Origin of the sequence: Aeromonas sp. EERV15 (assembly GCF_900079845.1) — a bacterium.
GTDB lineage: Bacteria > Pseudomonadota > Gammaproteobacteria > Enterobacterales > Aeromonadaceae > Aeromonas > Aeromonas sobria.
In genome coordinates this window covers 1-438 of sequence record NZ_FKKY02000169.1, presented here as the reverse complement: position 1 = coordinate 438, position 438 = coordinate 1, and the positions used below count along the sequence as shown (strand labels likewise).

Annotated in this window: 1 protein-coding gene; it reads left to right on the top strand. The window is 50.5% G+C overall.

What is annotated here, in order from left to right; genetic code table 11:
* Positions 1 to 438 (top strand): hypothetical protein (locus tag BN4575_RS22250; protein ID WP_218060823.1); only part of this gene is annotated, 438 nt, incomplete at both ends.

The following is a 438-nucleotide window of genomic DNA, read 5'->3' as shown; positions in this document are numbered from 1 at the left end:
GGCACGGAGTGTGCAGGGATAAAGCCGCCCTGCTGGTGGCTATGCTGAGGCTTGCAGGCTTCGAGAGCTATCCCGTGCTGATTCACAGCGGCCCGAAAAAGGATAAGGAAGTTCCCCAGCCGTATTTCAATCACGCTATAACATGCGTCCGCAATGAAGACGGAACATACAAGCTGATGGATTCGACAGATGAAAGCACTCAGCGGCTGATGCCCTCCTACCTCAACGACTGCAGCTATATTGTTGCAGCACCTTACGGGGAAACCCTGCTGGAATCACCAGTAGAGCCGGCTGAAAATAATATGCTGAAGATAACTACCAAAGCCCAAATAGATAAAAACGGCAGCTACAAGGCAGAAAGCACGCTCGTTTTTGAAGGCATTAACGACAATGCATACCGCGGGGCATTCCTTAGAAAGAAGCCTGAGCAGAGAAAGT